This is a genomic window from Kitasatospora sp. NPDC101801 (assembly GCF_044766665.1).
Classification (GTDB): Bacteria; Actinomycetota; Actinomycetes; order Streptomycetales; family Streptomycetaceae; genus Kitasatospora.
In genome coordinates, this window is the sequence record NZ_JBIWML010000025.1 from 75,077 (window position 1) to 100,777 (window position 25,701).

The following is a 25,701-nucleotide window of genomic DNA, read 5'->3' on the forward strand; positions in this document are numbered from 1 at the left end:
CGCAGCCCCGAGCCCCTGACCGTAGCTGCCCGAGCGCAGCCCCGAGCACCTGCCTACGAGGCCGGCCCCGCCACCACCGCGATGGTGCCCGTCACCGGGGTGCCGGAGCCGTCGCGGCGGGGGTCGCGTTCGGGCAGCGAGACCGGAGCCCCCGCCGCCGTGGCCGCGCGGGCCGGGGCCGGGCCCGCCCAGGCGAAGGCCAGGGCGTCCTCACCGCGCAGGAAGCGCTGGCACCGCACCCCACCCGTGGCCCGCCCCTTCCGCGGGTACTGCTCGAACGGGGTGACCTTCCAACTGGTGTGCTCACCACCCGTCAGCGTCGCCGAGGCGGCCGCGACCGAGACCACCACCGCGTCCACCGCCGGGTCCACCGCCGTGAACGAGAGCACCCGTGCGCCGTCCGCCAGCTTCACCCCCGCCATGCCACCCGCCGGGCGGCCCTGCGGACGGACCTGCCCCGCCGGGTACCGCAGCAGCTGGGCGTCGGACGTGATGAAGACCAAGTCCTCCTCGCCCGTGCGCAGTTCGACCGCGCCGATGACGGAGTCACCCTCCTTGAGGGCGATCACCTCGAACTCGTCCTTGTTGGCCGGCCACTCCGGCACCACCCGCTTCACCACACCCTGCACGGTGCCCAGCGCCAGCCCCGGCGAGGACTCGTCCAGCGTGGTCAGCCCGATCACCCGCTCGCCGTCCTCCAGCCGGAGGAACTCGCTCACCTGCGCCCCGCCCGCCAACGACAGCGTCGGCGACGGCGGCAGCGCGGGCAGGTCGATCACCGGCAGCCGCAGCGCCCGCCCGGCCGAGGTCACCACCCCCACGTCGCCCCGGGCGGTGGCCGACACCGCCGAGACCACCACGTCGTGCTTGGCCCGCGAGTCGGACAGCTCCACCGGCTCGCCGTCCGCCAGCCGGGCCAGCAGCCCGGTCGAGGAGAGCAGCACCCGGCAGGGGTCGTCCGCGACCTCCAGCGGCACCGACAGGGTGGCGGTCGGCACCGCGCCGGCCTCCAGCAGTACCGTCCGCCGCTCGGTGCCGAACTGCTTCGACACCGCGCCGAGTTCGGTCGAGACCACGGTGCGCAGCTTGCTGTCCGACTCCAGGATCTCGGTCAGGTCGGCGATCTCGGAGAGCAGCTTGGTCTGCTCCGCCTCCAGCTCCACCCGGTCGAACCGGGTGAGCCGGCGCAGCGGGGTGTCCAGGATGTACGAGGTCTGCGTCTCCGACAGGGAGAAGCGCTCCATCAGGCGCTCCTTGGCCTGGGTCGCGTTCTCGCTCGACCGGATGATCGCGATCACCTCGTCGATGTCGACCAGCGCGACCAGCAGGCCCTCGACCAGGTGCAGCCGCTCCTGGCGCTTGCGCCGCCGGAACTCGCTGCGCCGCCGCACCACCGTGAAGCGGTGGTCGACGTAGACCTCCAGCAGCTCCTTCAGGCCCAGGGTCAGCGGCTGGCCGTCGACCAGCGCCACGTTGTTGATGCCGAAGGTCTCCTCCATCGGCGTCAGCTTGTAGAGCTGCTCCAGCAGCGCCTCCGGCACGAAGCCGTTCTTCACCTCGATCACCAGTCGGAGACCGTGCGAACGGTCCGTCAGGTCCTTGACGTCGGCGATGCCCTGGAGCTTCTTCGCCCCGACCAGGTCCTTGATCTTGGCGATCACCTTCTCCGGGCCGACCGTGAACGGCAGCTCGGTGACCACGATGCCCTTGCGGCGCGCGGTCACCGCCTCGATCGAGACCGTGGCGCGGATCTTGAAGGTGCCCCGGCCGGACTCGTACGCGTCCCGGATGCCGGACAGGCCGACGATCCGGCCGCCCGTCGGCAGGTCGGGGCCGGGCACGAACCGCATCAGGGTGTCGAGATCCGCCGTCGGATGCTTGATCAGGTGCCGGGCGGCGGCGACCACCTCGGCCAGGTTGTGCGGCGGCATGTTGGTCGCCATGCCGACCGCGATCCCGGTGGCGCCGTTCACCAGCAGGTTCGGGAACGCGGCGGGGAGCACGGTGGGCTCCTGCTCGCTGCCGTCGTAGTTCGGCCCGAAGTCGACGGTGTCCTCGTGGATCGACTCCACCAGCGCCATCGAGGCGGCCGTCAGCCGCGACTCGGTGTACCGCATCGCGGCCGGCGGGTCGTCGTTGCCGAGCGAACCGAAGTTCCCGTGACCGTCGATCAGCGGCAGCCGCATCGAGAACGGCTGCGCCATCCGGACCACGGAGTCGTAGATCGAGGCGTCACCGTGCGGGTGCAGACGGCCCATCACCTCGCCGACCACGCGGGCGCACTTGACGTGCGCACGGTCGGGGCGCAGGCCCATCTCGTTGGCCTGGTAGAGGATGCGCCGGTGCACCGGCTTGAGCCCGTCCCGGGCGTCGGGCAGAGCACGGGAGTAGATGACCGAGTAGGCGTACTCCAGGAAGGAGCCCTGCATCTCGTCCACCACGTCCACGTCGAGGATGCGCTCCTCGAAGTCTCCGGGCGGCGGGGTGGGCGAACTGCGGCGGGCCATCGCGGCGGGGCTCCCTTGCGTCTCTGACGGGTACTTCGGTAACTGTCCGGGCGGCTGCTGGGGTACGGCGCCCCCCATTGTGGACCCTCGCACCGACAGCCTTGGTCAACCCCCTCCCCCCGAGCCCACTTCCGCCCGTGGCGAACGCCCTGCTGGCGCGGGCACATCCAAGCGCCTCACGCGTTGCACCACAATGAGGGAACGGCAATCCAGCCGCCCGGACCGACGACTCGAAGACGGGAAGGACCCAGCATGGCCAACCCGGCCCCCGCCTCCACCCGAGGCCTCGCCATCACCGAGCACCGCCTGGCCAACGGCCTGCGCGTGGTGCTCTCCGAGGACCACCTCACCCCGGTGACCGCCGTCTGCCTCTGGTACGACGTCGGCTCCCGCCACGAGGTGAAGGGGCGCACCGGCCTGGCCCACCTGTTCGAGCACCTGATGTTCCAGGGCTCGGCCAACGTGTCCAACAACGGCCACTTCGAACTGGTCCAGGGCGCCGGCGGCTCCCTCAACGGCACCACCAGCTTCGAGCGCACCAACTACTTCGAGACCATGCCGGCCCACCAACTCGAGCTCGCGCTCTGGCTGGAGGCCGACCGGATGGGCTCGCTGCTGGCCGCCCTCGACGACACCTCGATGGAGAACCAGCGCGACGTCGTCAAGAACGAGCGCCGCCAGCGCTACGACAACGTCCCGTACGGCACCGCCTTCGAGAAGCTCACCGCGCTCTCCTTCCCGGAGGGCCACCCGTACCACCACACCCCGATCGGCTCGATGGCCGACCTGGACGCGGCCACCCTGGAGGACGCCCGGGCGTTCTTCCGGACGTACTACGCGCCCAACAACGCCGTGCTCTCGATCGTCGGCGACCTCGACCCCGAGCAGACCATCGCCTGGGTGGAGAAGTACTTCGGCACCATCCCCGCCCACGACGGCAAGCAGCCGCCGCGCGACGGCGCACTGCCCGAGGTGATCGGCCGGGAGATCCGCGAGCTGATCCAGGAGGACGTCCCCTCCCGGGCGTTGATGGCCGCCTACCGCCTGCCGCACGACGGCACCCGGGAGGCCGACGCCGCCGACCTGGCGCTCACCATCCTCGGCTCCGGCGAGTCCAGCCGGCTCTACAACCGCCTGGTCCGCCGCGACCGCACCGCCGTCGCGGCCGGCTTCGGCCTGCTCCGGCTGTCCGGCGCTCCCTCGCTCGGCTGGCTGGACGTCAAGACCTCGGGCGACGCCACCATCGACCGGGTGGAGACCGCCGTCGACGAGGAGCTCGCCCGGTTCGCCGCCGAGGGCCCCAGCGCCGAGGAGCTCGAGCGCGCCCAGGCCCAGATCGAGCGCGAATGGCTCGACCGGCTCGCCACCGTGGCCGGCCGCGCCGACGAACTCTGCCGCTACGCCGTCCTGTTCGGCGACCCCAAGCTGCTCAACGACGCACTCGGCAAGGTCCTCGACATCACCGCCGAGGAGGTCAAGGCGGTGGCCGCGGCCCGGCTGCGCCCCGACAACCGGGCCGTCCTGGTGTACGAGCCCACCACCACCGACGACGCTGCCGAGACCGAGGACGAGGAGGCGGCGGCATGACCGACCCCACCCCCACCATGACCTTCCACCCGCAGCCGACCGCGGGCACGCCGACCCCGTGGGCCTTCCCGGCCCCCGAGCGCACCACGCTGGCCAACGGCCTCACGGTGCTGCACTGCGACCGCCCCGGCCAGCAACTGGTGGCCGTCGAGGTCCAGTTGGACGCCCCGCTGGCCGCCGAGCCGGACGGCCTGGACGGCATCGCCAACATCCTCGCCCGCGCCCTCAGCGAGGGCACCGACACCCTCACCGCCGAGGAGTACGCCGGTGAGCTGGAGCGGGCCGGCGCCACCCTGGACGCGCACGCCGACCACCCGGGCATCCGGGTCTCGCTGGAGGTCCCGGCCTCCCGCCTGGAGCGCGGCCTGACCCTGCTCGCCGACGCCCTGCGCGCCCCGGCCCTCCCCGAGGACGAGATCGAGCGGCTGGTCGCCAACCGCCTCGACGAGATCGTGCACGAGCAGGCCAACCCGGCCCGCCGCGCCGCCAAGGCGCTCTACGCCACCCTCTTCGAGGAGGCCGACCGGCTGTCCCGCCCGCGCAGCGGCACCGCCGACACCGTCAAGAACATCACCCGGGCGGCCGTCCAGTCCTTCTACGCCGACCACGTCCGGCCCGCCACCGCCACCGCCGTGGTGGTCGGCGACCTGACCGGCCTCGACCTCGGTGCGCTGCTCGAAGCCACCCTCGGCGGCTGGACCGCCGCACCCACCGCGGCCGGCGTGCACGCCCCGGTCACCGGCGACGACACCGGACGGGTCGTCATCGTCGACCGCCCCGGCTCGGTCCAGACCCAGCTGCTGATCGGCCGGATCGGTCCCGACCGCCACGACCCGCTGTGGGCCGCCCAGATCCTCGGCACCTACTGCCTCGGCGGCACCCTCACCTCCCGGCTCGACCGGGTGCTGCGGGAGGAGAAGGGCTACACCTACGGCGTCCGCGCCTTCGCCCAGCCGCTGCGCTCCAACGCCGAGGGCTCCGGCCGCGCGCTGCTCGCCATCAGCGGCTCGGTGGACACCGCCTCCACCGCCCCCGCGCTGGCCGACACCTGGACCATCCTGCGCACGCTCGCCGCCGAGGGCCTGACCGACGCCGAGCGCGAGGAGGCCGTCCAGTTCCTGGTCGGGGTCGCCCCGCTCAAGTACGAGACGGCCGGTTCGGTCGCCGCCACCCTGGCCGACCAGGTCGAGCAGTACCTGCCGGACGACTACCAGGCCGAGATCTACCGGCAGCTGGCCGCCCTCGACACCGCCGCCGCCACTGCGGCCGTGGTGGCCGCCTTCCCGCCGGACCGGCTGGTCACCGTGCTGGTCGGCGACGCGGCCGTGATCGCGGACCAGGTACGGGAGTTGGGCATCGGCGAGGTCACCGTCATCAGCTGACCCACCGCGTGCCGCGACGGCCCGACGGAGCACCAGCTCCGTCGGGCCGTCGTCGTTTAATCCGTTGCCGGGGTGTTGCCGCCTGTGGCTAGATAGCACCCGTCGCCCGGTCGGGCGGCCACACACAGGAGAGGAGGCGGTCACCATGCGGGTCGAGCGAACCAGCTCCCTCAGGCGACCGTACTTCCCCTGTACCGCTCGCTGAGCCGAGCTCCTCGCCTTCCCCGAGCCACGCCGGAAGCTTCGCGCGGCACCCCCTTTCTGAGCTTGGAACCAGCCGACCCCTGGAGGTCGTTCACCATGTCGTACACCGAAGTCCCCGGTATCCGGGTCCCGATCCGGATGTGGACCAACCCCTCGACGGTCGAGGGTCAGGCCATGCAGCAGCTGCGCAACATCAGCTCGCTCCCGTGGCTGCACGGCCTCGCCGTGATGCCCGACGTCCACCTGGGCAAGGGCGCCACCGTCGGTTCCGTCATCGCCATGAAGGGCGCGGTCTGCCCGGCGGCGGTCGGCGTCGACATCGGCTGCGGGATGAGCGCGGTGAAGACCTCGCTGACCGCGAAGGATCTTCCCGACGACCTGTCCCGGCTCCGCTCGAAGATCGAGCAGGTCATCCCGGTCGGCCGGGGCCTGCACGCCGACCCGGTCGACCCGAAGAAGCTGCACGGCTTCGCGACGGGGGGCTGGGACGACTTCTGGAGCCGCTTCGACGGCATCGCCGGCGAGGTGAAGTGGCGGCGGGAGCGGGCCATGCAGCAGATGGGGACGCTCGGCTCGGGAAATCACTACTGTGAACTGCTGTTCGATACAGAGGGATCAATCTGGCTGACCTTGCACTCGGGGTCGCGCAACATCGGCAAGGAACTGGCGGAGCATCACATGGGCGTGGCCCGGTCGCTTCCACACAACCAGGGACTGGTCGACCGGGATCTGGCGGTCTTCATTTCGGACACGCCGCAGATGGCGGCCTACCGCCAGGATCTGTTCTGGGCGCAGGAGTACGCGAAGTACAACCGCGCGATGATGATGGCGCTCTACAAGGACGTCGTCCGGCGGGAGTTCCCCAAGACGAAGGTCGCGTTCGAGCCGGAGATCAGCTGCCACCACAACTACGTGGCGGAGGAGCGGTACGACGGCGTCGACCTGTTGGTCACTCGTAAGGGCGCGATCCGGGCGGGCAGCGGCGAGTACGGGATCATCCCGGGTTCGATGGGCACCAGCTCGTTCATCGTCCGGGGCCTCGGCAACGAGGCGGCCTTCAACTCGGCCTCGCACGGCGCGGGCCGGAAGATGAGCCGGACGGCGGCGAAGAAGAAGTTCACCGCACAGGATCTGGCGGAGCAGACGAAGGGCGTCGAGTGCCGTAAGGACAGTGGCGTGGTGGACGAGATCCCGGGCGCCTACAAGTCGATCGAGAAGGTCATGGAGCAGCAGCGTGACCTGGTCGAGGTGGTCGCCCAGCTCAAGCAGGTCATCTGCGTGAAGGGTTGAGAAGTCAGGCCGGGGTGCGCGGGAAGCGCACCCCGGCCTGACTCGGTCCGATCAGTCGCCAACGTCGGGTCTGACAGCTCTTCACCGAGCGGTTCAGTAAGCGGGCCGCCGCTTCTGGGTCGGGGGTTGCGAGCAGGAGTTCGGTCTCCTCGGCGGTCCACTCCTTGCGGTGCATCCTCTTCATGCCGGTGGGCCTGACCCAGTTTCCGACGTCATCCGCAGCCGCCTGCTTGCGAGGGAGTGCCAGACAGCCTGGGTAGTAGAGCTCTTGAGTCAGGCCCATGGCCTCCTCGCGCGTCAGCAGAATGTTGTAGATGTTGTCGCGCGTGTTGCGCCTTGCGGTGCGGGCCCTGCCGGTCAGGCGCTCGGTGTAGTCGCAGTAGTACCGGACGAGCGCTTCGCTGGCCGTGGTGAAGCCGACGAACGGCAGATCCTGTGCGGTCCGGCCGACGGACCCGTCGGCGTCGATGATGCCTCGGACGTAGTCCCGTTCGGAGTAGGGAACGGTCGGCGGGCCTATGTTCAGCGACTTGCGGCCGCTCGGCAGGCCGAGGGCCTGGAGCTGCTCGCGGAAGTCCAGGGCGCAGACCGTCCAGAGCACCGAGGTGTGCTCGGCCGCGAAGTTGGTGCTGCGGGTGCGGTAGCTGATGGTGCTGTTGTACGGGCAGAGCCGCTGGAACTCCTCCAGCAGTGGCGCATCGCGGGCGGACAGCTCCACAGTGAGCCGCCCCTTCCGGCCGGGCCCTTGGTTGAGGTGCCCGTCCGCCTGGATGAAGCCGAACATGTAGGCGTGCTCGGGCCGTTCGAGATCGAAATGGTTCATGTGGCACAGCGTGCGCTTCATCAGCCCCGCTCACTGCTGCGACCAGGTCGGACCATCCGATCGGATGGAATGGCTAAAGTCGAAATGTCTGATTCTCCGTCAGTCGGTCTCGCCTGGGCAGAATGGGCGGCGTGGACTACCAGCAGCTTCTGCACGACGTGATGGACACCGCCCTGCGCGCGCCCGGGCGCGGCCGGCCCGCCGACTACATCCCGGCCCTGGCGGCCGTGGACGCGAGCGCGTTCGGGATGGCGATCGCGACCGTGGAGGGGGAGGTGTACGGGGCGGGGGACTGGGAGACGCCGTTCTCGGTGCAGAGCGTGTCGAAGCTGTTCACCCTGGCCCTGGCGCTCGCGGCGGGCGGGGACGAGCTGTGGAAGCGGGTGGGGCGGGAGCCGTCGGGGAATCCGTTCAACTCGTTGGTGCAGTTGGAGACCGAGCACGGGATCCCGCGCAATCCGTTCATCAACGCGGGGGCGCTGGTGGTGACGGACCGGCTGCTGGAGCTGACGGGGGACGCGGTGGGGGCGGTGCGGGACTTCCTGCGGGCCGAGGCGGGGAACGACGGCATCGAGGTGGACGACGCGGTGGCCTCCTCGGAGGCGCGGCACGGGCACCGGAACGCGGCGCTGGCCCACTTCATCGCCAGCTACGGGAACCTGCGCAACCCGGTGGACAGCGTGCTGGCGCACTACTACGCGCACTGCGCGATCACCGCCAGCTGCCGGGACCTGGCGCTGGTGGGGCGGTTCCTGGCCTCGCACGGGGTGCGGGCGGACGGCTCGCGGCTGCTGACCCGCAGTGAGGCGAAGCGGGTGAACGCGGTGCTGCTCACCTGCGGGACGTACGACGCGGCGGGGGAGTTCGCGTTCCGGGTCGGGCTGCCGGGCAAGAGCGGGGTGGGCGGCGGGATCCTCGCGGTGCTGCCGGGGCGCGGGGCAGTCTGCGTGTGGAGCCCGGGGCTGGACCAGGCGGGGAACTCGGTGCTGGGGGTGGCGGCGCTGGACGCGCTGACCACCGCGACCGGGTGGTCGGTGTTCTGAGACCGACCGGCACATGGTGGGCGGGTGAAGGAGCGGCGCCGGGGCACGCACCTCGACGGCTTCTCGTCGGTCGCCGATGCTCCGCAGGGACTCCTCCTCGGCACCGCCGAGTCACGCACCCCACCACCGCTCCTTCACCCGCCCACCATGTGCCGGTCGGTCCAAGCCGAGGATCTGAGCATGCGGAAGGGGTGCACCGAGACTTCCGGTGCACCCCTTCCGGTGGTGGCTCAGGCGGCGGGGAGCTCGTCCAGGCCCTCCTGGACCAGCTTCGCCAGGCGGTCCAGCGCCGCGTCGGCGCCCTCGGCCTCGGAGGCCAGGATCACCGGGTCGCCGCCCTGGGCGCCCAGGCCCAGCAGGGCCAGCATGGAGGCGGCGTTGACCGGGTTGCCGCCCTCCTTGGCGATGGTGACCGGCACGCCGACGGCGGTCGCCGCGCGGACGAAGACCGAGGCGGGACGGGCGTGCAGGCCCTCGGGCCAACCGATGGTGACGCGGCGCTCAGCCATGAGACGTGCCTTTCAGGTGGTGCTGGTGGAGCCATGTTGTCTAGACCATTGTGGCACGCAAACCGCGAGGTCGCGCCGTCCCGGGACGCATTGGTGGCCAAGGTCCCACCCTGCCCCGCCGACCGGCCCTACGCCACGCGGCTCGCCGCCGACCAGCGGCGCGAGCACCCCGACGGGTGGCGCGAGGAGTTCGGGAGACCCACCCGCGCGACCGGCTCCACAACCCGTTCGAACGTCTAACCTGACGCTGTGGAAGACTCCGGCCCCCGCGCGCCGCACGGCGACGAGCACAGCTACCCCCAGCACTGGGAGGCCGACGTCCTGCTGCGGGACGGCGGCACGGCCAGGATCCGGCCGATCACCGAGGACGACGCCGAGCGCCTGGTGGAGTTCTACGAGCTGGTCTCCGACCAGTCGAAGTACTTCCGGTTCTTCGCGCCCTACCCCCGGCTCTCCGACAAGGACGTCCGCCGGTTCACCCACCACGACTACGTCAACCGGGTCGGACTGGCCGTGGTGGTCCGGGACCGGTTCATCGCCACCGTCCGGTACGACCGGATCGACCCGGACGGGCGGCCGTCGACCACCGGCACCGACGCCGAGGTGGCGTTCCTGGTGCAGGACGCGCACCAGGGCCGGGGCGTGGCCTCCGCGCTGCTGGAGCACATCGCCGCGGTTGCCCAGGAGCGCGGCATCCGCCGGTTCACCGCCGAGGTGCTGCCGGAGAACCGCAAGATGGTGAAGGTCTTCACCGACGCGGGCTACACCCAGCAGCGCTCCTTCGCCGACGGCGTGGTGCACCTGGAGTTCGACCTGGAGCCGACCGACTCCTCACTGGCCGTCATGCGGGCCCGCGAGCACCGCGCCGAGGCCCGCTCGGTGCAGCGGCTGCTGACGCCCCGTTCGGTCGCGGTGATCGGGGTGTCCCGCGGCCCGCAGTCGGTCGGCCGGGCGCTGCTGCGCAATCTGAGCGGCTTCCGGGGCGAGGTGTACGCGGTGAACCGGAACGCGCCGCCCGGCACCGACATCGACGGCGTGCCCACCCACCGCTCGGTGCTGGAGATCCCAGGACCGGTCGACCTGGCGGTGATCGCGGTGCCCGCCACCGCCGTGCCGGGGACGGTCGCGGACTGCGGCGCGCACGGCGTGCAGGGCCTGGTGGTGGTCACCGCCGGGTACGCCGAGACCGGCCCGGAGGGGCGGGACCGCCAGCGCGCGCTGGTCCGGCAGGCCCGGGCGGCCGGGATGCGGGTGATCGGCCCGAACGCCTTCGGCCTGCTGAACACCGACCCCGGGCAGCCGCTGAACGCCTCGCTGGCCCCCGTCCTGCCCGAGCGCGGCCCGTTCGGCCTGTTCTGCCAGTCCGGTGCGATCGGGGTCGCCCTGCTGGAGGTGGCGCACCGCCGGGGACTGGGCATCTCCTCGTTCGCCTCGGTCGGCAACCGGGCCGACGTCTCCGGCAACGACTGGTTGCAGTACTGGGAGGAGGACCCGGCCACCGAGGTGGTGCTGCTCTACCTGGAGTCCTTCGGCAACCCGCGCAAGTTCACCCGGATCGCCCGCCGGCTGGCCGCCAACAAGCCGGTGGTGGTGATCAAGGGGGCCAGGCACACCGGCAGCCTGCCGCCGGGCCACGCCGTCCAGCCCGCCGCCAGCCGGCTGCGGGACGCCACCGTGGACGCGCTGTTCCAGCAGGCCGGTGTGCTGCGGGTGGAGACCATCACCGAGCTGTTCGACGTCGGCGAGCTGCTGGCCCACCAGCCGCTGCCGGCCGGGGACCGGGTGGCGGTGGTGGGCAACTCCGACTCGCTCGGGCTGCTCACCCACGACGCGCTGCTCAGCGCGGGGCTGCACCCGCGCTCCCCGGTCGACCTGACCACCGGCGCCACCGGCGAGAACTTCCGGATCGCGCTGGACACCGCCCTCACCGACCCGCTGATCGACGCGGTGATCGCGGTGGCCATCCCGCCGATCGCGGCCCAGGGCCCGTCCCCCGACCTGGGGTCGGACGAGCCCGAGTTCGCCGACGCCCTGCTCGAAGCCTCCGGCCGGGCCCGGGAGTTGGGCAAGCCGCTGCTGCTCGCCCACCTGGCGCTGACCGAGCTGCCGGAACGGCTGCGGGCCGGTGGCATCCCCGCCTACCCGGCCCCCGAGCGGGCGGTGCACGCGCTGGCCCAGGCGGTCAGGTACGCCGGCTGGCGGCGCCGGACGGCCGAGGCGGAGCAGACCGCCCGGGTGCCCGAGCTGGGCCGGATCGCCGAGACCGAGGCCCGCGCCCTGGTCGAGGCCGCCCTGCAGACCAGGACCGCCGTCGCGGCCAGGACCCAGCCCGGCGGGGCGCGGATCACCCTGTCGGACGCGACGGGCGCCGCGCTGCTCGGCCACTACGGCATCGACGTGCACCCCGCGCTGCCCGCCCCCGACCAGGAGAGCGCGGTGCGGGCCGCCGCCACCCTCGGCTACCCCGTCGCGCTCAAGGCCACCGCCGAGCACCTGCGGCACCGTCCCGACCTGGGCAGTGTCCGGCTCGACCTGACCGGCGAGCCCGGACTGCGGCGCGCCTTCCAGGAGCTGGACGCCCTGCTGGGCGGCGCGGCGAGGGCCGCCCTGGTGGTGCAGCGGCTCGCCCCGCGCGGGGTGGACACCGTGATCGGCGCCACGGTGGACCCGGCGGTCGGCGCGATCCTGTCCTTCGGCCTGGCCGGCGCCCCGGCCGAGCTGCTCGGCGACGTCGCGCACCGGCTGATCCCGGCCACCGACCAGGACGTGGCAGCGCTGATCCGGGAGGTCAGGGCCGCCCCGCTGCTGTTCGGCTGGCGCGGCGCCGAGCCGGTCGACACCGCCGCCCTGGAGGAGCTGCTGCTCCGGGTCTCCCGGCTGGTGGACGACCTGCCGGAGGTCGCCTCGGTGGACCTGGAACCGGTGGTGGTGGGCTCGAACGGGTTGGCGGTGCTGGCCGCCCGGGTGCGGATCGCACCGCTACCGGTACGAAGTGATCTGGGGCCGCGCGCCATGAGCACCCTGTAACCTTCCTTGGTTGCGTCCGACAGCGGACGCCCACGGCCAGAAGCCCGGCGCAGTGCCGCCCGCTTCGTCCGCGGGACATGCCAGGATGGAGCTATGGCGAAGACCGGTACCACGACCACGCAGGACCTGCGCTCGGCGATCGAGCGCAGTGGCTACTACCCGGCGCTGGTCTCCGAGGCCGTGGAGTCCGCGGTGGGCTCCGAGCCGATCGTCTCCTACCTGGTCCACCAGGAGACCACCTTCGACGCCAACGAGGTCCGCCGGCACGTCACCGTGCTGGTGCTGACCTCCTCCCGGTTCGTGGTCAGCCACACCGACGAGCAGAACGGCGACGCCGCCACCCCGGTGCCGTACGCGACCACCTCGACCGAGTGCGTCCGGCTGGACCGGATCGGCTCCGTGGTGCTCAGCCGGATGGTCGCCAACCCGGAGACGTACACCCCCGGCACGCTGCCGCGCGAGGTGGTGCTCACGATCGGGTGGGGTGCGGTGCAGCGAATCGACCTGGAGCCGGCCGGCTGCTCGGACCCGAACTGCGAGGCCGACCACGGCTACACCGGTTCGGCCACCGCCGACGACCTGTCGCTGCGGGTCAGCGAGGCGGGCGACGGCCCGGAGACGGTGGCCCAGTCGCTGGTCTTCGCCCGGGCGCTGTCCGAGGCGACCATCGCCAACCGGGGCTGACGGGGCTCCCATGACCACGCACCTCGGGTACGAGGCCTTCGAGATCCTCGACCCCTCCGACGCGCCTGCCCCGCACTACGGCACCGGCTCGCTGGCCGACCTGCTGCCCGCGGTGGCGGCCGGGCTCGGCGTGCCCGGGTTCGAGAGCGGTCTGGCGCTGGCCCCCGCCGACCGGGTCTGCGTCTTCCTGGTGGACGGGCTCGGCTGGGAGCTGATCAAGCGTCACCCCGAGTACGCCCCGTTCCTCAACTCGCTGATCGACGGCGGCGGCCGCTCGCTCACGGCCGGTTTCCCGTCCACCACCGCCACCTCGCTGGCCTCGGTCGGCACCGGCCTGCCGCCGGGCCTGCACGGCCTGGCCGGGTACACCGTCGCGGTGCCCGGCACCAACCAGCTGATGAACCAGCTGCGCTGGCAGCCGCCGGTCAAGCCGAGCGTCTGGCAGCCGTACCCGACCGTGTTCCAGCAGGTGCACGCGGCCGGGGTGGCCACCGCGCAGGTCTCCTCCCCGCTGTTCGCGCAGACCCCGCTCACCCAGGTGGCGCTCTCCGGCGGCAGTTTCCTCGGCCGCACCACCGGCGAGGAGCGGATGGACCTGGCCGCCCAGTGGCTGGCCGAGCACGACCGCGCGCTGGTGTACACGTACGTCAGCGAACTCGACGGCGCCGGCCACCGGTTCGGCGTCGACTCGGACGAGTGGCGGATGATGCTGGACAAGGTGGACCGGCTGGCCAAGCGCCTGGCCGAGCAGCTGCCGCCGCGTTCGGCGCTGTACGTCACGGCCGACCACGGCATGATCGACATCACCCCGGAGGACCGGGTCGACTTCGACGAGGACTGGGAGCTGAGCGCGGGCGTCGCCCTGCTCGGCGGCGAGGGCCGGGCCCGGCACGTGTACGCGGTGCCCGGGGCCGCCTCGGACGTCTTCACGGTCTGGAGCGAGGTGCTCGGGGACCGGATGTGGGTCGCCACCCGGGACCAGGCGATAGCGGCCGGCTGGTTCGGCCCGACCGTGGACGAGCGGGTGTACGGGCGGATCGGCGACGTGGTCGCGGCCGCCCGGGACGACATCGCGGTGATCGCCTCCCGCAACGAACCGGGCGAGTCCTCGATGATCGGGCTGCACGGCTCGATGACCCCGGTCGAGCAGATCGTGCCGCTGCTCGAAGTCCGCGCCTGAACCGCTCCACGACCGAAAGGCCCCCGCTCCACCCATGGCTGAACTGGTGTTCTTCTCGGGCACGATGGACTGCGGCAAGTCGACGCTCGCGCTCCAACTCGACCACAACCACGCCGCCCGCGGCCGCCGGGGCATCATCTTCTCCCGGCACGACCGGGCCGGGGCCTCCACCATCTCCAGCCGCCTCGGCCTGCAGGCCGAGGCGGTCGAGGTGACCGACGGCTTCGACTTCCACGCGCACGTGGTGCAGCTGCTCTCGGCCGGCGGCCGGGTGGACTACCTGATCTGCGACGAGGCCAACTTCTACACCTCCGAGCAGGTCGACCAACTGGCCCGGGTGGTCGACGAACTCTCCATCGACGCCTTCACCTTCGGCATCACCACCGACTTCCGCACCAAGCTCTTCCCCGGCTCGCAGCGGCTGGTCGAGCTGGCCGACCGGGTCGAGGTGCTCCAGGTCGAGGCGCTCTGCTGGTGCGGTGCCCGGGCCACCCACAACGCCCGCACCGTCGGCGGCGTGATGGTGGTCGAGGGGGCCCAGGTGGTGGTCGGCGACATCGCCAAGAACGAGGGCGAGGTCGGCTACGAGGTGCTCTGCCGCCGGCACCACCGCCGCCGCCTCACCGCCGCCACCGCCCGCGCCTCGGTCCTCTCCCCGGACGTCCTCCCCTTCGGCGACGGCAACCACCGCACCTGACCTTTTTGCAGATGGCCCGGCATCCACGGTCAGGGGCTCGGGGAACTGCGACGCCGACCTCGGAACAGGTGATCGTCGCGTAGGTGGTCAGGCACTTTCGCAGTGACCCCGGCGCCCGACCTCCTCGCAGTTCCCCGAGCCCCTGGACCGTAGCCCCGGAGCGCCTGCCGAAAGCGCAGCCCCGAGAACCCTTGGACAGTGCAACTCGTCGCGCCGCAAAGAGCTGAGCGCCCTGCCTACGGCGCGACCGCGACCACCGAGAAGCGGCCGCCCTGCGGATCGGCCAGCCGGGCCACCCGGCCCCGCTCGGTGTCGTGCGGAGCCACCAGCACCCGGCCGCCCAGCCGTTCGGCCTGAGTTGCCGTCAGATCCGGGTCGGCGACGGCGAAGTGGACCCGCCAGCGGGCCGGACCGTCCCGCAGGTCGCCCGGCCTGACCGTGCGTTCGACCCCGGCGCCGAACACCATGTCGTAGAAGAAGCCGGCCTCCTGGTCCGGGGTGAGCAGCTCGGCCCAGGCCGGTGCGCCCGGCACGTTCATGGCGTCCCAGCCGTGGTGCTGGTCGCCCTGCCAGAGGCCGAACACCGCACCGGAGACGTCCGAGGCGATCGCCAGCCGCCCGGCGTCCGCGGCCTGCAGCGGCCCGACCGCCACGGTGCCGCCGCACTCGCGGATCCGCTGCGCCACGTCGTCCGCCTGGTCCACCGCGAAGTACGTGGTCCACTCGACCGGGTGGCCGCTGCCCAGCGGCTGGTCGCCCAGACCGGCCACCTTGGCCCCGTTCAGGGTGGCCCGGACGTAGAGTCCGAGCTGGCTCGGCCCCGGCCCGAACTCCCAGCCCAGCAAGGTGCGGTAGAACGTCTTCGCACCCTCCAGGTCATCCGTCATCAGGCTCACCCAGCAGGGCGTGCCCTGGGCGAGTCGGGCCTGTACCGCGGTCATGGCGGACCTCCTTGGGAGCGCGTCGCAGGGGAATGGTTCCACCGTCGACGGTGTGCCTTCCTGACATACCCCGGCGAGCCGGGCAAAGACCAGACAAAGTGGCGAGTTGCGCGGGAAGAATAGGGGTCATGACCTCCCCCCTGATCACGGCCGCCGAGCTGGCCGCCGACCTCGACACCGACCGGCCGCCGGTCCTGCTGGACATCCGCTGGCAGCTGGGCGGCCCGCCCGGCGCCGAGGAGTACGCCGCCGGCCACCTGCCGGGTGCCCACTACCTGGACCTGGACCGGGAGTTGGCCGCCCCGCCCGGAGCCGCCGGGCGGCACCCGCTGCCGGACGTCGAGGTGTTCGGCGCCGCGCTGCGCCGGGCGGGCGTCCGGGCCGACCGCGCCGTGGTGGTCTACGACGCCGGCCCGGCCACCTCGGCGGCCCGGGCCTGGTGGCTGCTGCGCTGGGCCGGACACCCCGACGTCCGGGTGCTGGACGGCGGCCTGGCGGCCTGGCGGGCCGCCGGGCTGCCCGAGTCGGTGCAGCAACCGGCCGACGGGCAGGGCGACTTCAAGCCGGAGCCCGGCGCGCTGCCCACCGTGGACGCCGCCGCCGCGGCCGAACTGGCCCGTACCGGGCTGCTGTTGGACGCCCGGGCGGGCGAGCGCTACCGGGGCGAGGTGGAGCCGGTGGACCCGAGGGCCGGGCACATCCCCGGCGCGGTCAGCGCCCCCACGGCCGAGAACCTGGCCGCCGACGGGCGCTTCCTGCCGCCGGCCGTGCTGGCCGAGCGGTTCCGCGCGCTGGGCGTGGACGGGGCCTCCGAGGTCGCGGTCTACTGCGGCTCGGGGGTGACGGCCGCGCACCAGTTGCTGGCCCTGACCGTCGCGGGGCACCCGGGCCTGGCGCTCTACCCGGGCTCGTGGAGCGAGTGGTCCGCCGACCCGGCGAACCCGGTGGCGACCGGCGCCTGAAACGGCCGACGGCGGGTCGGGCAGTGCCCGACCCGCCGTACCGGTGCTGCGCTCAGTCCTGCTTCTTGCGACGGCTGCCGAAGACGATCTCGTCCCAGCTGGGCACCGTGGCGCGCCGGCCGGGCCGGACACCGTCCGCCTCGGCCTGCCGGTCGGTGGTGCCGACCAGCCGCTCGCGGTGCGGCGAGACCGCCCGCGGCATCAGGATGTCCGCGTACGCCGAGCCGGCGCCGACGCTGGCCGCCGGGGCGGCCTGCTCCTCGGTCTCGGCCGGCTCCTCGGCGATCACCGGCTCCGCCACGGGGGCGGTGAGGTCGCCTCGGTAGGCGGGCACCACGTCGAGCAGGCTGGTGAGCGAATCCCGGGTCTCGGCCGTGGCCTCCCGGACCTCCCTGGCCTCGCGCGCCATGATCCGGTCGGGCAGGGCGGGCCGCTCGATCATCGGGCGGGCCGGCCGGTCCTGGGGGAGCCGGGCGATCCGCGGGATGAACGGGAAGACCTGCTCCTCCTCGCGCTCGACGTTCTCGCCGATCAGCGCGCGGGCCTCGTCGTCGTTCGGCTGGACCAGGCGGCGGGGCGGGTCGTACGTCCAGGTCGCCGTGCGGGTCTCGCCGTCGGCGCGGTAGGAGAGGAAGATCTCCCAGGTGCCGTCGTCCCGGCGCCAGGAGTCCCAGCTCTCGGCGTCCTTCTCGGCACCCCGCAGGGCCAGCCGCTCCGCGACCGCCTCGCCGAGCTGGGGGCCGGTGGACTCGCCGTGCCGACGGATCGCGGTCTTCCGCGCCCGCTCGGCCATGAAGGCCCGCTCGGCCAGCACCGGACCCTCGAAGCGACGGACCCGGTCCACCGAGATGCCCGCCGCCTGCGCGACCTCCTCAGCGGAGGCACCGGCTCGTATCCGGGCCTGGATGTCACGGGGGCGGAGGTGGCTCTCGACCTCGATCTCGATCTGGCCGAGGCGCGGACGGTCACCCCTGATCGCGGCGCGGAGGCGCTCGTCGATGGGAAGGGTGTACTCCGTGCTGTCGGCAGCTTTGAGCACCAGCCGTGTGCCGTCGTTGCTGACGGCCACGACGCGCAGTTCGGGCACGGTTACCTCCCGGGTGGTGCCTGCCGACGTCACCTGCGTCGCTGCTCCCGTACTGAGTGTGGCCTGCCCACTCACGACTGGCCACAACCTTGCAGAGTTACTCGGCGTGTCGGGCTTTCGCCCGACCCTGCCGTTGTGGCACGGTTGCCTGTTTGCCACGTCGTCGGTCGACGCTGCGCCCGGGATGCCCCGGCCGCCGTCTGATGGACAGTCGGCACTGATGACCGAAGGCTCAGGCTTCACGAACAGTACTCCATTCGTGGCACCCAGAGGGGCGGCTCGCCGCTCAAGTCTCCCGCGATTCACGGGAATCTCAAGGGTGGGCACTCCAATGGCCGACCGTCGATCAGTGCGCGGTGATCATCTTCACATATATCGACCGCCGAGAACCAGATTTTCGCCCGTTGTGTCCTTCTTTGTGCAAGATGGAGGGACTTTTCCCACTCCCAGCCGTACCCACCGAGGGATGTTGATGCCCCAGCAGCGCGCACCGCAGGACGTCGCCGAACCGTCCGCGCAGCCCGAGACGACCGCGAGCACGCCCAGGCGGATCGACCTGAGCGTGGCTCAGGTGGCGGCCAGCGCACTGGCGACGATCGTCGGCGCACTGCTCGCCTCGGAGCTCGGGGTCTACGGCACGATCATCGGCGCGGCGGTGGTCAGCATCGGTGCCACCACCGGCGGGGCGATCTTCCAGCACCTGTTCCGGCGGGGCGGCGAACAGCTCCGGCAGGCGGTCGACCGGGTCGGCACCGGCCGGCAGCCGGCCCTGCCGCAGCCCGCCGGAGCGGCCCCGGTCACCGAGCTGTCCTCGGCGTGGAACGAACCGCGGACCGTCCGGGCGAAGCGGCGCTGGACGTGGAAGTCGTACCTGGCGGTCTCCGGCCTGGTCTTCGTGCTCGCGATGGGCCCGATCCTGGCCTTCGAGATGGCCACCGGCCAGCCGGTGTCCGCCACCGTGAAGGGGGAGAGCGGCTCGGGCACCTCGTTCGGCGGCACGGTGCAGCAGAAGCCCGCCTCCACCCCGCCGGCCGATCCCGCCTCGACCCCGTCCGACGACGCCGGGTCGACCCCCGCCCACAGCCCGAGTCCGACCCCGTCCGGGACACCTTCGGGCACGCCGTCCTCGACCCCGAGCGGCAGCCCGTCCTCGACGCCGAGTCGGTCGCCGTCCGGCAGCCCCTCCAGCACCCCGTCCGCCCCGCCGTCGTCGGACCCGACCGGCAGCACCCCGGGGGACGCGGCCACGCCGAGCGGGACGCCGTCGCCCTGACGGCCGGTCAGTCGCCCAGCACCCGGCGCAGGTAGTCGTTGGCGAACAGCCGGCCGGGGTCCACCTTGTCGCGCAGCGCGGTGAAGTCCGCGAAGTGCGGGTAGACCGACGCCAGGTACGCCGCGTCCCTGGTGTGCAGCTTCCCCCAGTGCGGACGGCCCTGGTGAGCGGTCATCAGCTTCTCCACCTCGGTGAAGTAGCCCTGCTCGGCGGTGCCCCGGTAGAGGTGCACGGCTATGTAGACGCTGTCCCGGCCGTTCGCGGTGGAGAGCCAGAGGTCGTCGGCGGGCGCCACCCGGACCTCGACGGGGAAGCTGATCCGCCAGTCCGACCGCTCCACCAGCGCCTTGAGCTCCCGCAGCACGGTGGTGGCCGCCGCGCGCGGCACGGCGTACTCCATCTCGATGAAGCGCACCTTGCGCGGGCTGGTGAACACCTTGTACGCGGTGTCGGTGAAGGTCCGCTCCGACCAGGCCCGGCTGGCCAGCTGGGCGATCGTCGGCACGGCGGCCGGGAACCGGCGGCCGACCCGGCAGGCGCCCTCCCAGACCGTGTTGGAGAGGAAGTCGTCGTCCAGCCAGGACTTGAACCTCGGCAGCGGCGCGGCCGGGCCCTGGCTGCGGTTGTTCCGCTTCACCGAGCAGCGGTCGGTGTGCGGGAACCAGTAGAACTCGAAGTGCTCGTTCACCGCCGCCAGGTCCTCGAAGGCGGACAGCACCTCCTCGAAGCCCATCGGCCGCTCGTGCGCCGTCAGCAGGAAGGCCGGCTCCACCCCGAAGGTCAGCGCGGTCACCACCCCGAGCGCGCCGAGCCCGAGCCGGGCGCCCTGGAACAGCTCGGCGTTCTCGGTGGGGGAGCAGTGCTGCACGGTGCCGTCCGCGAGCACGATCTCGACCGCCCGGATCTGCGCCGCCAGCGAGCCGGAGTCCCGGCCGGTGCCGTGCGTGCCGGTGCTGGTGGCCCCGGCCACGGTCTGCACCTCGATGTCGCCCATGTTGGTCAGCGACAGCCCGGCCGTCTCCAGCAACCGGTTCAGCTTCCACAGCGGCAGGCCGGACTCCACCGTCACCGTGCCGCCCGCGCGGTCCAGCTCCCGGACGGCGGTCAGCCCGTCGGGCCGCACCAGCACCCCGTCACCGGCGGACGCGATCGACGTGAACGAGTGCCCCGATCCGACCGCCTTGACCGTCCGCCCCTGCTCGGCCGCCTGCCGGAACACCTCGCCGAGCTGCTCGGCGGAAGCCGGCGCGACCGTCCGGCTGGGCCGGGCGCTCTGGTTGCCGGCCCAGTTCCGCCAGTCGACCGATCTGCCCTGGGGCATGGGGGTGCCTCCTGCTCCGGGGCCAACGGCACCCGTACGTACCGGTGGGTAGGGGGAGCGTAGCCACTCGACCCGCACAGGTCTACGGCCCAACGGCCCGGGGGCGACGCCGACCTTTTGGCAGGTGCTTCAGCTCCACGGTCAGGGGCTCGGGGCTCTGCTGATGTGCGGCTCCGCCGCGAGGGCGACGCCGACCTCGGAAAAGGTCACACGTGCGTAGGCGGCCAGGCACTTTCGCAGTGACCCGAACGCCAGATTTCCTCGCAGTTCCCCGAGCCCCTGGCGTGGGCAACTGACCTTTCTGCAAAAGGCGCAGCCCCGAGCCGTCAGCCCCGGGCCGGCTCCGCCTCGGCCGTCGCCAGACCACCCCGCAGGCGCGGCAGCCCGACGAACGCCACCACCATCCCGAACGTCGCGGCGGCGAGCGGCACCCAGTACCCCGCCGGGGCCCCTTCGGCGTCCACCACCAGCCCGGCCGTCGAGGACCCGAGGGCCACCCCGAGCGCCAGCCCCGTGGTGGTCCAGGTCATCCCCTCGGTGAGCTTCGCGGCCGGCACCAGCCGCTCCACCAGCGCCATCGCGGTGATCAGGGTCGGCGAGATGGAGAACCCGGCGACGAACAGCGCCGCACTGATCGCGAGCAGCCCCCCGACGCCGTGCACCAGTTCACCGACCAGCAGCAGCGGCACCATGCTCGCGGCCATCACCGCCGCCCCGACCGGGAACCGGGTCGCCATCGACCCCTTGAGCCTGAGCGTCCCGAAGATCACCCCGGCCAGGCAGGAGCCCAGCGCGTAGACCGCGAGGACCAGACCGGTCCAGCTCTTGTGCCCCTGCTCCTCGGCGAACGCCAGGGTGACCACCTCGACCGAACCGAAGACCGCACCGGTCGCCACGAAGGTCACCACCAGCACCTGGAGCCCGCCCGAGAGGATCGCCGGGCCGCCGGTGTGGTGCTCGGCGGGGTGCACCGGGGGTTCGGTCCGCCGCTGGGCGGTGAACAGCAGCACGCCCACCGTCAGGAACACCCCGGCCAGCAGGATCCCGGCCTCCGGGAAGACGCTGGTGGCCAGCGTGATGGAGAGGATCGGGCCGATGATGAAGCAGATCTCGTCCACCACCGCCTCGAACGAGTACGCGGTGTGCAGCTTCGGCGGCGAGGAGTTGTAGAGGTGCGCCCAGCGGGCCCGGACCATCGAACCGGTGCTCGGCATCACGCCCATCCCGAAGGCGCAGACGAACAGCGTCCAGGTCGGCGCACCGGACCGGGCGCACAGCAGCAGCCCGACCGCGGCCAGCACGGTGATCGCGGTCGCCGGCAGGGTCACCCGGCGCTGTCCGTGCCGGTCCACCAGCCAGGAGACCGCCGGCCCGAGCACCGCCGCCGCGCACGCCATGGTGCCCGACACCCAGGCGGCCAGCCCGTACGAGCCCCGCAGCTGGGACAGCATGGTCACGATGCCGATCCCGGTCATCGAGATCGGCATCCGGGCGATGAAGCCGGCGAGGGAGAAGGCCAGGCTGCCGGGGGCGGCGAAGATCTGGCGGTAGCTGGACAGCAAGGGGGCTCCGCTGGGTCACAGTAAGGAACATCGGTCGCGTACACAGCTTACGTACTCGGACAACGGGGTTTCCGTACCCCGGACCTGACCCGGTGTCGGGTGCCGTTGGTGGCAGGATCGGAGCCATGTCCGACTCGCACTCCCTCACCCACCCTGCCGCCACCGCGGACCCGGCGCCTTTCGACGCGCTCCTGCTGCTCTCCTTCGGCGGGCCGGAGGCCCCCGAGGACGTGGTGCCGTTCCTGGAGAACGTCACCCGGGGCCGGGGCATCCCGAAGGAACGGCTTGCCGAGGTCGGCAAGCACTACTTCCTGTTCGGCGGGGTCAGCCCGATCAACGAGCAGAACCGCGAACTGCTCGCCGCGCTGCGCAAGGACTTCGCCGGGCACGGCCTGGACCTGCCGGTCTACTGGGGCAACCGGAACTGGGCGCCGTACCTGACCGACACGCTGCGCGAGATCGCCACCGACGGCCACCGCCGGGTGCTGGTGCTGGCCACCAGCGCGTACGCGGGGTACTCGGGCTGCCGGCAGTACCGGGAGAACCTGGCCGACGCGCTGGCCACCCTGGCGGCGGAGGGGCGGCCCGCCCTGGAGGTCGCCAAGCTCCGGCACTTCTACAACCACCCCGGCTTCGTCGGCCCGATGATCGACGCCACCCTGGCCGCGCTCGCCGAGCTGCCCGCCGGGGTGCGCGACGGCGCGCAGCTCGCTTTCACCACCCACTCCATCCCGGACGCCATGGCCGAGACCTCGGGCGCCCCCGACGACCCGGCCCGGGGCACCCCCGGCGGCGCGTACGTCGCCCAGCACCTGGAGGTGGCCCGGCTGGTCGCCGACGCCGTCGCCACCGCCACCGGCGTGGCCGACCGCCCCTGGGAGCTGGTCTTCCAGAGCCGCAGCGGCGCCCCGCACATCCCCTGGCTGGAACCGGACATCTGCGACCACCTGGAGTCGCTGAAGGCCGCCGGGGCGCAGGCGGCCGTGATGGTGCCGATCGGTTTCGTCTCCGACCACATGGAGGTCAAGTACGACCTCGACACCGAGGCCACCGCCAAGGCGGCCGAACTCGGTCTGCCGGTCAGCCGGGCCGCCACCGTCGGGGCGGACCCCCGGTTCACCGCAGCCGTCCGGGACCTGGTGCTGGAGCGGGCCGCGACCGAGCGGGGGGCGGCCGTCGAGCGCTGCGCGCTGGGGGCACTCGGCCCCAGCCACGACGTGTGCGCGGTGGCCTGCTGCCCCAACCCGCGCGCCCCCCGCCCCGCCGCCGCCCAGCTCTGACACCCCGTCATCCGCCGGAAGGAATCCCCGTGCCCGACCTCGCCCTGTCCGACGAACTGCTGGACGAACTCCTCGACGTCGCCCTGGAGGCGGCCGGCCGGGCCGGCACCCTGCTCCGCGACGGCCGCCCCGCCGACCTCGGCGTGGCCGCCACCAAGAGCAGCCCGGTCGACGTGGTGACCGAGATGGACCTCGCCTCCGAGAAGCTGATCCTGGAGCTGATCAACGCCCGCCGCCCCGCCGACGGCTACCTCGGCGAGGAGGGCGCCGACCACCCCGGCACCAGCGGCGTCCGCTGGGTGGTGGACCCGCTCGACGGCACCGTCAACTACCTGTACGGGCTGCCCTCCTGGGGCGTCAGCGTGGCCGCCGAACTGGACGGCGAGGCCGTGGTCGGCGTGGTCGCGGTCCCCGCCCGGGGCGAGCTGTTCCACGCCGTGCTCGGCCGCGGGGCCTACCTGGACGGCGCCCCGATCCGCTGCCGCCCGGCCCCGCCCTGGGGCCAGGCACTGGTCGGCACCGGCTTCAACTACGTCCAGTCCGTCCGGGTCCGCCAGGCCGAGGTGCTGCTCGCCCTGATGCCCGAGGTCCGCGACATCCGCCGGGCGGGCGCCGCCGCGGTCGACCTCTGCGACGTCGCGGCCGGCCGCCTGGACGCCTTCTACGAACGCGGCCTGCAGCCCTGGGACCGCGCCGCCGGCGCCCTCATCGCCGCCGAGGCGGGCGCCCACACCGGCGGCCCCGAAGGCATGACCTGCACCGCCCCACCCGGCACCTACGAACACCTCCTCACCCGCCTCCAGGCCCTCAACGCCTGAACCCTTGGCAGGTGCTCAGGCGCCTACGGCGCCACGGGCTCGGGGAACTGCGACGCCGGCCCTTGCCAGGTGATCCGTTCAGGGGTGGTCAGGCACTTTCGCACTGACCCGAGCCCCCGGACCGTGCGACCTTGCGCCCTGCGAAAAGCTGAGCGCATGCAGAAGCCCTGGCACACGGGGGGTGCCAGGGCTTGGTGGTGCGTACTGCAGGATCAGGCGGCGGCGCGGTGCATCTCGCGCACGGGGTCGATGCCGTGTTCGGCGGCGAGCCTGCGGAGGTCGTCCAGTTCGGACTGCTCGACCTCGGCGAGGAACTCGTCACCGGACTCGAGAGCGCGGTGCAGATCTGCCTCGGCGTTCCTTATGCGCTGAATGATGCCGGCGGTGAAGGCGTCCATTCTGGCCCCCTTGCTTTGTCGGACGGGCACGGTCCGGCGTTCCCCGGACCGGGCTTCGGTGCCAACGGAAATGCCCCAGCCGGTGGTGCTCTCCCCGGCTGGTGCGGTGGCGGTCAGGGACCGCCCGATGGACTCCGATACCCGGGCCGGTGCGGATGAACGCACGGCGGGTGGTGACGGCGATCGGCGCTTCAGCCCGATCGCCGGTGTGAAGCTGTCCTCCCCGCCACCGGCGGCGGGAAACCTGAGTCACCGAGAAAGTTGCCCGCGTCACAGTCCGTTCGTGGAACCGGGGTCCGGCAGGTTCCCCCGCTTACCGGTGCTTTACCGGCCGACCAGGCAGGATGTAACCACCGTCGGACTGGGGTGCCCGACCTCGGCCGCCCCCCGTTCCGCGCCCGCGCACCCCACGGCCTGCGCGGACGGAGTCACGGTGGGCCGCTGCTGGAGAAGGGACGACCACCGTGCGGGTTCTCGTTGTGGAGGACGAGCAACTGCTCGCCGAAGCCGTTGCCACCGGCCTGCGCCGCGAGGCGATGGCCGTCGACGTGGTGTACGACGGCGAGGCGGCGTTGCAGCGGATCTCGGTCAACGACTACGACGTGGTGGTGCTGGACCGCGACCTCCCGCTGGTGCACGGCGACGACGTCTGCCGCAGCATCGTCGAGCAGAGCCTGGCCACCCGGGTGATCATGCTGACCGCCTCCGGCGACATCAGCGACCGGGTCGAGGGGCTGGAGATCGGCGCCGACGACTACCTGCCCAAGCCGTTCGCGTTCAGCGAGCTGGTCGCCCGGGTCAGGGCGCTCGGCCGCCGGGCGACCGTACCGCTGCCGCCGGTGCTGGAGCGGGCCGGGATCTCGCTGGACCCGGGTCGCCGCGAGGTGCTCCGGGACGGCAAGCCGGTCCAGCTGGCGCCCAAGGAGTTCGCCGTGCTGGAGGTCCTGATGCGGGCCGGCGGTGCGGTGGTCTCGGCCGAGCAGCTGCTGGAGAAGGCCTGGGACGAGCACACCGACCCGTTCACCAACGTGGTGCGGGTGACCGTGATGACGCTGCGCCGCAAGCTCGGCGACCCCGCCGTGATCGTCACCGTGCCGGGCTCCGGGTACCGGATCTGACCGACCCC

General features: G+C 72.5%; 21 protein-coding genes. 13 read left to right on the forward strand and 8 right to left on the reverse strand.

Going from position 1 to position 25,701, the window contains the following annotated elements; genetic code table 11:
- Nucleotides 1–53 precede the first annotated feature (53 nt).
- Nucleotides 54–2,507, reverse strand: a complete 2,454-nt coding sequence (locus ACIRPK_RS24545) for a DNA topoisomerase (ATP-hydrolyzing) subunit A (RefSeq protein ID WP_403041643.1) — start codon at nt 2,505–2,507, stop codon at nt 54–56.
- Between the two features lie 252 nt (nt 2,508–2,759).
- Here ACIRPK_RS24545 and ACIRPK_RS24550 point away from each other — a divergent pair, with 252 nt between their 5' ends.
- The 3 genes from ACIRPK_RS24550 to ACIRPK_RS24560 all read left to right on the forward strand — a co-directional run bounded on the left by ACIRPK_RS24550 (nt 2,760) and on the right by ACIRPK_RS24560 (nt 6,970).
- Nucleotides 2,760–4,094 carry a M16 family metallopeptidase gene (locus ACIRPK_RS24550; protein ID WP_403041645.1) on the forward strand — a complete coding sequence of 445 codons (1,335 nt, stop codon included), beginning with the start codon at nt 2,760–2,762 and terminating at the stop codon, nt 4,092–4,094.
- On the forward strand, nt 4,091–5,476 hold the full coding sequence (locus ACIRPK_RS24555; protein ID WP_403041647.1) for a M16 family metallopeptidase: 1,386 nt from the start codon (nt 4,091–4,093) through the stop codon (nt 5,474–5,476). Before ACIRPK_RS24550 ends, ACIRPK_RS24555 begins: the two co-directional genes overlap by 4 nt.
- Nucleotides 5,477–5,776: 300 nt before the next feature.
- Complete coding sequence (locus ACIRPK_RS24560; protein ID WP_403041650.1) at nt 5,777–6,970, forward strand: RtcB family protein; 1,194 nt, start codon at nt 5,777–5,779, stop codon at nt 6,968–6,970.
- Nucleotides 6,971–6,974: 4 nt separating this feature from the next.
- Here ACIRPK_RS24560 and ACIRPK_RS24565 read toward each other — a convergent pair whose 3' ends face one another.
- Nucleotides 6,975–7,814 (reverse strand): LAGLIDADG family homing endonuclease, encoded by an 840-nt coding sequence (locus ACIRPK_RS24565; protein ID WP_403041652.1) that lies wholly within the window; start codon nt 7,812–7,814, stop codon nt 6,975–6,977.
- 101 nt (nt 7,815–7,915) lie between these two features.
- Between ACIRPK_RS24565 and ACIRPK_RS24570 the strand changes: the two genes are divergently transcribed.
- On the forward strand, nt 7,916–8,836 hold the full coding sequence (locus ACIRPK_RS24570) for a glutaminase (RefSeq protein WP_403041655.1): 921 nt from the start codon (nt 7,916–7,918) through the stop codon (nt 8,834–8,836).
- Nucleotides 8,837–9,066: 230 nt separating this feature from the next.
- On the opposite strand, the gene ACIRPK_RS24575 is transcribed toward ACIRPK_RS24570, so the two are convergent.
- Nucleotides 9,067–9,345: an HPr family phosphocarrier protein gene (locus tag ACIRPK_RS24575; protein WP_403041657.1), complete on the reverse strand. Its 279-nt coding sequence runs from the start codon at nt 9,343–9,345 to the stop codon at nt 9,067–9,069.
- Nucleotides 9,346–9,594: 249 nt separating this feature from the next.
- Between ACIRPK_RS24575 and ACIRPK_RS24580 the strand changes: the two genes are divergently transcribed.
- From ACIRPK_RS24580 to ACIRPK_RS24595, 4 genes are all read left to right on the forward strand, one after another.
- Nucleotides 9,595–12,372, forward strand: coding sequence for a GNAT family N-acetyltransferase (locus ACIRPK_RS24580; RefSeq protein ID WP_403041658.1), 2,778 nt, complete (start codon nt 9,595–9,597; stop codon nt 12,370–12,372).
- Between the two features lie 93 nt (nt 12,373–12,465).
- Nucleotides 12,466–13,056: a DUF5998 family protein gene (locus ACIRPK_RS24585; protein WP_184913544.1), complete on the forward strand. Its 591-nt coding sequence runs from the start codon at nt 12,466–12,468 to the stop codon at nt 13,054–13,056.
- A gap of 10 nt (nt 13,057–13,066) precedes the next feature.
- On the forward strand, nt 13,067–14,236 hold the full coding sequence (locus tag ACIRPK_RS24590) for an alkaline phosphatase family protein (RefSeq protein WP_403041661.1): 1,170 nt from the start codon (nt 13,067–13,069) through the stop codon (nt 14,234–14,236).
- Between the two features lie 34 nt (nt 14,237–14,270).
- Nucleotides 14,271–14,933: a thymidine kinase gene (locus ACIRPK_RS24595; protein WP_403041664.1), complete on the forward strand. Its 663-nt coding sequence runs from the start codon at nt 14,271–14,273 to the stop codon at nt 14,931–14,933.
- 236 nt (nt 14,934–15,169) lie between these two features.
- On the opposite strand, the gene ACIRPK_RS24600 is transcribed toward ACIRPK_RS24595, so the two are convergent.
- Entirely contained in the window at nt 15,170–15,874 is a 705-nt protein-coding gene (locus ACIRPK_RS24600; RefSeq protein WP_403041667.1) for a VOC family protein, read from the reverse strand.
- Between the two features lie 128 nt (nt 15,875–16,002).
- Between ACIRPK_RS24600 and ACIRPK_RS24605 the strand changes: the two genes are divergently transcribed.
- On the forward strand, nt 16,003–16,836 hold the full coding sequence (locus ACIRPK_RS24605) for a sulfurtransferase (RefSeq protein ID WP_403041669.1): 834 nt from the start codon (nt 16,003–16,005) through the stop codon (nt 16,834–16,836).
- A 52-nt stretch (nt 16,837–16,888) separates the two neighbouring features.
- Here the strand turns inward: ACIRPK_RS24605 and sepH are convergent, their stop codons facing one another.
- Nucleotides 16,889–17,956 carry a septation protein SepH gene (gene sepH, locus ACIRPK_RS24610; RefSeq protein WP_403041671.1) on the reverse strand — a complete coding sequence of 356 codons (1,068 nt, stop codon included), beginning with the start codon at nt 17,954–17,956 and terminating at the stop codon, nt 16,889–16,891.
- A gap of 433 nt (nt 17,957–18,389) precedes the next feature.
- On the opposite strand from sepH, the gene ACIRPK_RS24615 reads away from it, so the two are divergent.
- Nucleotides 18,390–19,196, forward strand: a complete 807-nt coding sequence (locus ACIRPK_RS24615) for a hypothetical protein (protein WP_403041674.1) — start codon at nt 18,390–18,392, stop codon at nt 19,194–19,196.
- Between the two features lie 7 nt (nt 19,197–19,203).
- On the opposite strand, the gene ACIRPK_RS24620 is transcribed toward ACIRPK_RS24615, so the two are convergent.
- Both ACIRPK_RS24620 and ACIRPK_RS24625 read right to left on the reverse strand, forming a co-directional pair.
- On the reverse strand, nt 19,204–20,517 hold the full coding sequence (locus tag ACIRPK_RS24620) for a D-arabinono-1,4-lactone oxidase (protein ID WP_403041676.1): 1,314 nt from the start codon (nt 20,515–20,517) through the stop codon (nt 19,204–19,206).
- Between the two features lie 326 nt (nt 20,518–20,843).
- Nucleotides 20,844–22,079, reverse strand: coding sequence for an MFS transporter (locus tag ACIRPK_RS24625; protein WP_403041678.1), 1,236 nt, complete (start codon nt 22,077–22,079; stop codon nt 20,844–20,846).
- Nucleotides 22,080–22,204: 125 nt separating this feature from the next.
- Between ACIRPK_RS24625 and ACIRPK_RS24630 the strand changes: the two genes are divergently transcribed.
- Together ACIRPK_RS24630 and ACIRPK_RS24635 are read left to right on the forward strand one after the other, a co-directional pair.
- A complete protein-coding gene (locus tag ACIRPK_RS24630; protein ID WP_403041680.1) occupies nt 22,205–23,359 on the forward strand; it encodes a ferrochelatase in 1,155 nt (384 codons plus the stop codon).
- Nucleotides 23,360–23,403: 44 nt separating this feature from the next.
- Nucleotides 23,404–24,177, forward strand: a complete 774-nt coding sequence (locus ACIRPK_RS24635; RefSeq protein ID WP_403041710.1) for an inositol monophosphatase family protein — start codon at nt 23,404–23,406, stop codon at nt 24,175–24,177.
- 212 nt (nt 24,178–24,389) lie between these two features.
- On the opposite strand, the gene ACIRPK_RS24640 is transcribed toward ACIRPK_RS24635, so the two are convergent.
- Nucleotides 24,390–24,575, reverse strand: a complete 186-nt coding sequence (locus tag ACIRPK_RS24640) for a hypothetical protein (protein ID WP_057229287.1) — start codon at nt 24,573–24,575, stop codon at nt 24,390–24,392.
- A gap of 464 nt (nt 24,576–25,039) precedes the next feature.
- Between ACIRPK_RS24640 and ACIRPK_RS24645 the strand changes: the two genes are divergently transcribed.
- Nucleotides 25,040–25,693: a response regulator transcription factor gene (locus tag ACIRPK_RS24645; RefSeq protein ID WP_403041682.1), complete on the forward strand. Its 654-nt coding sequence runs from the start codon at nt 25,040–25,042 to the stop codon at nt 25,691–25,693.
- The last annotated feature ends 8 nt before the right edge of the window (nt 25,694–25,701 follow it).